Here is a 7,369-nt window from a genome sequence, read left to right as displayed (position 1 = left end):
GGTTTTAAGGCAAATAACGGAACGTGTGACCGCATCAGTCGATACATTGTGGGCAACCTGTAGCAAGCAATAAAAAAGGCAACATAGAGCATGATTGGTACTGGAGAAGTAGGAGCGCCCGCCCAAACTTTAAGTTTATAGTAAAAACCTGTAAAGTCTTATAACAAGGATAAACGGCTCCGCCGTCCTTTGGACAAGCGCGTTTACCGATGAAATATAGGAACATGTATAAAGTGAAAACATATACTTTCCTATAATTGAACAAAACCACCTATCGGTGATCTAACTTGCCTTCATCGTGTAAAGAACAAACGATGCGTCGCTATTTGCGGTGCGGTCATCCATGACCGTTAGAACCAAAAAGCAGTCTTTTTGTTGCATATGCGGACACTTATGACCAATAGAAGAAAATTCAGTCGAATTCCTTAGCTTTTTTCCCTCTAACGGATATTTCTGTCCGCTAGAAAGTGGAAGTTGGCCAAAATTGAGCGCTAACGGTCATTATTGTCCGCATCATTAGGAGCAATTCGAGCTCAACAGCCGCATCGTACGCCGTCTCTATCGCCGTCCTTTGGCGATAGCGCGTTTCATTCCGGAGAAATATAGGAAAGTATGGTAGAATGATATACTTTCCTATATTTTCAAAAAAGCTGCCTTGCAGTCGTTTACACAACTGCGAGACAGCTTTTTAGCTCCGCAAATGTAAAAATTATAATTGCTTCAGCCCATTTGTAAATGTATCAATAATTAGATAAGCGGATGCTGCTCCAGGATCAATATGTCCAACGGAACGGTCGCCGAGGCGGCTGGATCTGCCTTTTTGAGAAAGCATTTGTGCGGTAGATTGCATGCCAGCTTCAGCCGCATTAACCGCAAGCTCAAAGCTTTCAATTAAATCCTTGCCTTCTTTTCTAGCTGTCTCAAGTGCTCCCATTGAAGGAAGCCAGGCATCCATCATCGTCTTGTCGCCAACCTGCGCTTTGCCGCGATCCTGAATACCGCGAATAGCTGTAAGCCAGAATTGAACAATATCCTCTTCTTCAAGCTCCTGCTTGCCTTGCAGCGCCGCTCCGCCGCGCATAAAAGCCGTCGCGTACAGCGGACCTACTGAAGATCCCACTGCATTAAGAAACGTCATGCCCATGTCTTTGCAAAGAGCGCCGCAGTCCTGACCTGAATGCTGGGACAAATGCTCAACAATAGCTTGCCAGCCGAGTGACATCGTGACGCCATGATCACCGTCGCCTACTGCGCGGTCCAGCTCGGACAGCTCATCTTTTTTCACTTCAATTTGCTCTGCGATTTGCCCAAAAAGCTGCTTCCATTGCTCTATTGATACTTTCATCTATCGTTCCATCCCTCTCTATGATTGAACATACATTGGCGTATCTACTGCATGATCGACCATTTCTGCAAGCTCATCGTCCAGCCTCATAATAGAAATCGAGCAGCCGCCCATCTCCAAAGAAGTGACAAACTCGCCAACAAATGAACGATGCACCTCGATTCCCTGCTCAGCAAGACGCTGGGCTACACGGCGATACACAACAAACAGCTCCATGTATGAGGTTGAACCAAGACCGTTGACCAAGACTGCGACGCGCTCGCCTTTTGCAACAGGCATATCTTCGAGGATGCGGTTTACCAATGAATCGGATACTTCATCAGCTGTTTTCAATGGGCCGCGCTCCACTCCCGGCTCGCCATGAATGCCAAGGCCAATTTCCATTTCATCCTCGCCGAGCACGAAGCTGGGCTGGCGTGTTTGCGGAACCGCACATGGCGAAAGCGCTACGCCCATCGTTCTAATATTGCTGTTTGCCTTTTGCGATACGCGAACTACTTCGTCCAGATCATAGCCTTTATCTGCTGCCGCGCCAGCTGCTTTGAATACAAGGAAGCCGCCCGCAATTCCGCGGCGTCTATGTATTTGATCAGCAGGAGCAGAAGCTACATCATCCGTAATAAGTACGGTTTGAACGCGGATATCTTCCATTTCTGCGAGCTCGGCAGCCATATCAAAATTCATGCAGTCGCCAGCATAATTTCCGTACATATAAACGACGCCTGCTCCTCCATCCACCGCACGCGTTACTTCAAGGATCGGAGCTGGCGGCGGTGAAGCGAATACGTTGCCTACTGGCGCCCCATCAGCAAAGCCTGGTCCGATTATGCCCATAAACGCTGGCTCATGGCCAGAGCCGCCGCCCACAATGACGCCTACCTTGCCTGGCTTGCCGGCATTAACGCTGACTACTGCGCGCTTGTTTTCAGGCAACACCTTTACGTACTTCGGATAAGCAGCTGCATACCCTTCGATCATTTCATCTACAATGGCATTAGGTACGTTCATAAGTTTTTTCATCGTTTAAATTCTCCTTTATAATGGCTTATAAATAGTCATTTTTTCAAGGGGCAGCTACAAAGCCTTCACGCCAATCAACAATAGCTTATTTAGCTTCTATTATATATTACACAGAAGCTTATATCATTTTAATTGCCGCTTCTTGCTGGCAAACCGATAGCTGCATTTTACTGAATACGCTTTCCATCTATAGAATATAGCTGGAGACAGCTGATTCATTAACGTTATTTTCACACTTACACATTCGTTTGTCAACATTTTTTATCGTTTGTTATCATTTTCAGTTGTTTTTCATTATTTAATTCCCGAATGGACAATAATTCCCATTCGTTTTGGTTAATATCTGACAATACGCCCCTCTATCAAATTCAAAATTTCAGTACGTTCAACGCGCAAACAAAAAAGCCGAGCGCTATTCAATCGCTCAGCTTCTTTCCTCTAATCGTTCCACATGGCCCAGCAGCGCCCAGCGCTTTCAACTGTAAAGCTTTGTACATTGCCGCCATCAGCTACCGTCACATAGGCGGTCTTCCCATCCGCGCCTCCAAAGCAAATATTTGTGCAATTACTTCCTTCCAGCGCGATTTCTCGCAGTAAAACTCCTTCAGGGCTGATTTTAGCTATCGTTCCCTTGCCATATCGAGTAACGTATATATTTCCTTCAATATCACAGCGCATGCCATCCAAATAGTAATCATCAAACTCAATAAGCAAACGCTTGCCTGAAATATCGCCATTCTCATTAAGATCATATGCCCATATCGATCTTTGCATCGTTTCATTCACATATAGAATACGCTCATCAGCAGATACCTCAATGCCATTCGTTGTTCCTACATTTGAAGCAAGCTGTACTACAGTTCCGTCCGTATCAATACGCCAAATGTTCCCCGTATTATTAGCCCAGTTGGGATCGCTGGCAAAAATGATTCCATTGCCCATAATCGCAATATCATTAGGCTGATTCATTAGCGGCTCGTGCGCATGTACCGACAATTCTCCTGTTCCGCTCTCTACTTTAAAAATGTTATGGTTAACGTAATCTGCAATAAACATATCGCCCTTTTTGTTGAACCTTATGCCGTTGCCTATACTTCCGCCCGGAAGCTTTAACCATATCTCTGAGCTGCCATCCGGCCGTACAATGCCGATTGTCCCTTGCTCACCATAATTTACTGCATACAAATTGCCATCTTTGTCACAAGCCGGCCCTTCAATGCCGCTTGTAAAAACTTCATTTTCCGTTATTCGACTGCTGCTGTAAAGCATGCCTCCCACACCCTTCATTTCAAACTGGCAATAACATCGATTTCTACTAGCAAATCATAGTTTAAATCGCAATAAACAGTAGTCCTAGCTGGATACGGTGCTTGGAAGTAGTGAGCGTAAAGCTCATTAAAAGCGCTATAGAGCCCTCTTTGGGACAAATAAATATTAACCTTCTTCACATGACTAAAGCTCAGCCCATGCTCCGCAAGTATTGTTTTAATATTATCCATCGTTTGAGCCGTTTGCTCCTCCAGAGAAGCTCCAACCACTTTCCCTGTTGCAGGGTCCAAGCCTCCTTGCCCGGAAACGAACAGTAAAGAATCTGTTTTTGTCGCAGAAGAAAAAGGCAATACCGCTGTTTTCTCTTCCATCTCCGTTCACCCCGCTCATAGTTTCATTGTCGATTTGCTATAAAGAGCTCTCATAGCTGCATTAATCATAGTTGTCGTCTGATAAGTGCGTTCTAACGGCACTTCTGTTTTCCCCGTCAGTATCATTTGCTCGATCATATTTGTCAATTGGTCAAAATGAAAAAATGGCCGTTCAAGCCCAGAGTCCATCCGCGCAGCTAATATTTGCCCATTTTCACATCTGACTGCATAGGACCACTGCTGTATCCATTCGCCAAGCTGGATTACAAATCCTTTTATACCATTATTATATTTAATTTCGAATAATACCGGTGCTTCAAAATGATCCTTCAGATGGTCCAAGCCTGGCTTATCGTACGTGTTTAAAGCCGCTTGCAGAAGGGTATCCAGCCCATGCCCCTTGCTCAAAACTTCCCATGCGTCCTGCCCTTGAACAGCCCGAATGGAAATCGGTTTGGCACTGTCTGCCCCGCTTCGCTCAATCTGGCTTTGCAGCACCTCCAGCGCATGATAGCCGTAAGCCTCAATGGGTCCAAAGCTGGCAACTAATATTTCTTTCATATTAAACAGTTCAGCGCCGCTAACCGGCGGAATCTGCGGGACATAAGGAATAGACGAACCGCCCATGAAAGGAATCTCCCTTTCATTTATTGCTTCATAGATCCAGTTGGCGTCCTCCTGCTCGTAAGCCAAATGCTTATCCGAGAAAATTGGCACTCTCCTGCCCGACTCATCCAGAGCAATGAGCACCTCTTCAATAAACCTGCGCCGCGGGTACATTTTTTGCCCCAGCTCATTATCAGGATAGCTGCCATGCTCACCAATAATCACTACTCCGGCCAGTTCGTCGCCAGGAGCGAGCACTGCCTCCATAATCGTGTCATAAATCGGAATGCCGTGCTTTGCGGCTTCAGGGCGGCTCATATCTTCCTGAGCGATTTGATCCGTATATAGTGACGCTACCTGCACTGCCGGCGTATAGCCCAAATTGCCGAGCAGACGTCCTAAAATCATCTCGGCATGGGAATTATGACGATACTCCGTGACGACAACACACACTTTAGGCTTTGCTGCTGCTTGTTCAAGTGTTGTTCTTCTCATAGTTACACCTCCACTTTCATAGCAGCAGCCATTTGCTGCAACCATTCTGATACAGCCGGAATAACGATCTGATCAAGCGCCCACTGCCCTTTCTCACGGCTTGCTTGAATGGCTGAATCAGTATAACCATCAAATCCGGTAAGCGTTCCTTGCTTCCCTAGAAAGGTGTTGGGCAGTGCATGCTGATGCCATGGAACAGAATGATGCTGGTCTGAGATGGCGGCGTCATTAATCCAATCCGGTTGGATCGCCATTATTGCTGATGTTTCGAACGCACCTGCGTGACCGGGAGTAGGGCCGAACACATCTGTTAATTGTTGTTTTTGGGATGAAGGAATCAGATTCCAATACGAAGCAGCAGCAAACCAGCCTTTATGCTTGACTGCCATATCATTGACAGCCTGCAGCATGACCGGCTCATTGCCGCCATGACAGTTAAGCATGATTATGTTAGTAAAGCCGCAGCTCACTAAACTTTCCAGTATATCATGCAGCATAGCTAAGTACGTTGTTGAACGGAAGGAGATCGTCCCCCCAAAGGCGATATGATGCTGCGAGCAGCCTATTGACACAATTGGTGCCAGTAAAAAGGGATTGCCGGAGGCGGAAGAAGCCAGTTGTACCGCTTCCTTGCTTATATATTCACTAATCAGACTATCTGTAAATACGGGCAAATGAGGCCCATGCTGCTCCGTTGCAGCAAGAGGAATGACGACAGGACATCCCTCTTGAGCAAGCGTTGACAGCTCCTCTCTTGTACAGCTATGGAATAAGATTGCATTCATATGGCGACTCCTCCATAACAATAATATTGTATATTATAAAATAATTTATATTTTACAAGTAATATTAAATTGTTTATATTGAAGTGTCAACCTTTTTTCAGCATCATATTATTTTTTGTCTGCAAGATAAACGGCTTCACTGTGCATAAAAAAACAGCGAAAAAGCTATTCGCTCTTCCGCTGTCTGCATCTGTTTTATCGTTTGTATAACTAATTATTCAAGCGTACGCTTACCGTCTCGCCTTCAAAAAAGTTCATCTCTGTCAAGTACATCAATTCTTTGGCCTGTTCTGGATTATTAATAAGCTCCATCATGTACTTAACCAGTCTCTTCTTCTCAGATACATCAACATAAATAGAAGTTAACGACGGTACGCTAAGATGATTCAAATCCGTATAACCATAGCCTATCAAGCTTTTCTGCCCGGGAACTTGGCAGTTTTCATCCTTCAATCTTTGCAAGACGCCGAACTGGATCACTGTATTCGCACAGTACGCAGCTGTATACTCGATATTCAGCGCACTCATCCTGCCGCACATTTCATAGCCATCTTCATCCTTGGATATTTGGATCAGCGTCTTATCTACTTCAACGTCGTATTCCTTCATTGCCTGCGTATATCCTTCAATAGCCAATCTATGCACCTCGAAGTCAATCGAACCGTTAAACAAAGCAATTCGCCTGTGGCCAAATTTAAGCAAATACTTAACCGCCTCATAGGCAGCTTTCTTATGATCTGGAATAACAATCGGCAAGCCCTCTCTTCGATGACCGCCAAAAATTACAAAAGGAACACCCGTACTCTGTATCAAATCTATGATCTCATTATCAATATCGCCTGTAAGAATCAGACCCTTGGGATCGCTCGTTTTAATAAACTGAATCAAGCTAAGCTTTTCTGAAGGATTAGAACTAATATTCATAAACTGCAATTGATAGTGATGCTCTCTGACCGCTTTCTCAATTTCCTTCAGATCATGCAAATAGCGGGGATCATTATCGGGACGGTTATATATGATATACGTAATATTGGAATTGAAATTCGTATCTCTATAGCCCAGGTCCTTCGCAGCCTGCAATATGCGGGAGCGCGTTTCCTCTGATATCGTGCTTGTAGGCGAATTGTTGAATGCCATAGATACCGTAGCTCTAGATACACCTAAATACTCTGCAATATCCTTCTTTTTTACGCTCATTCTTCTTATTCCCTTCAATAACTATATTACTTCCATCATATATAAATGATGTTTCCAAGTCAACTTCGTGTATAAATTTATTTATAAATGGAATAAAAATGAAGCCGCAACCAGCCTGCATGCACTCTGTTCGTCGACTTCAATATGGTTTTAGATTTTGTTGGTCACTCGTTCCGCTATTGGACCCTGAATGGATGAATTTGAAGTATCGCGGACACCCGTTCCGTTATTCACTCATCTCCCACCCTTTTTCCTGCATTTTTTGAGTAATAACGGAACGT

At 44.7% G+C, this 7,369-nt stretch carries 7 protein-coding genes; all 7 read right to left on the bottom strand.

Annotated features, from left to right (window positions below; all coding sequences use genetic code 11):
• Positions 1–709: 709 nt before the first annotated feature.
• Entirely contained in the window at positions 710–1,345 is a 636-nt protein-coding gene (gene dhaL, locus ACRRU2_RS28315; RefSeq protein WP_432506791.1) for a dihydroxyacetone kinase subunit DhaL, read from the bottom strand.
• An 18-nt stretch (positions 1,346–1,363) separates the two neighbouring features.
• Positions 1,364–2,365 (bottom strand): dihydroxyacetone kinase subunit DhaK, encoded by a 1,002-nt coding sequence (locus tag ACRRU2_RS28310; protein WP_432506789.1) that lies wholly within the window; start codon positions 2,363–2,365, stop codon positions 1,364–1,366.
• Positions 2,366–2,803: 438 nt separating this feature from the next.
• Positions 2,804–3,634, bottom strand: a complete 831-nt coding sequence (locus ACRRU2_RS28305) for an SMP-30/gluconolactonase/LRE family protein (RefSeq protein WP_432506787.1) — start codon at positions 3,632–3,634, stop codon at positions 2,804–2,806.
• Between the two features lie 14 nt (positions 3,635–3,648).
• Positions 3,649–4,005 (bottom strand): RidA family protein, encoded by a 357-nt coding sequence (locus ACRRU2_RS28300; RefSeq protein ID WP_432506785.1) that lies wholly within the window; start codon positions 4,003–4,005, stop codon positions 3,649–3,651.
• A 15-nt stretch (positions 4,006–4,020) separates the two neighbouring features.
• Positions 4,021–5,106, bottom strand: coding sequence for a hypothetical protein (locus ACRRU2_RS28295; RefSeq protein WP_432506783.1), 1,086 nt, complete (start codon positions 5,104–5,106; stop codon positions 4,021–4,023).
• A 2-nt stretch (positions 5,107–5,108) separates the two neighbouring features.
• Positions 5,109–5,891, bottom strand: a complete 783-nt coding sequence (locus ACRRU2_RS28290) for a creatininase family protein (RefSeq protein ID WP_432506781.1) — start codon at positions 5,889–5,891, stop codon at positions 5,109–5,111.
• 210 nt (positions 5,892–6,101) lie between these two features.
• On the bottom strand, positions 6,102–7,088 hold the full coding sequence (locus ACRRU2_RS28285) for a LacI family DNA-binding transcriptional regulator (RefSeq protein ID WP_331697892.1): 987 nt from the start codon (positions 7,086–7,088) through the stop codon (positions 6,102–6,104).
• Positions 7,089–7,369 lie beyond the last annotated feature (281 nt).

The sequence above is a fragment of the Paenibacillus sp. GXUN7292 genome (genome assembly GCF_050864975.1).
Classification (GTDB): Bacteria; Bacillota; Bacilli; order Paenibacillales; family Paenibacillaceae; genus Pristimantibacillus.
Note: the sequence above shows the minus strand (reverse complement) of the source record. Positions and strands in the feature narration are given on the sequence as shown.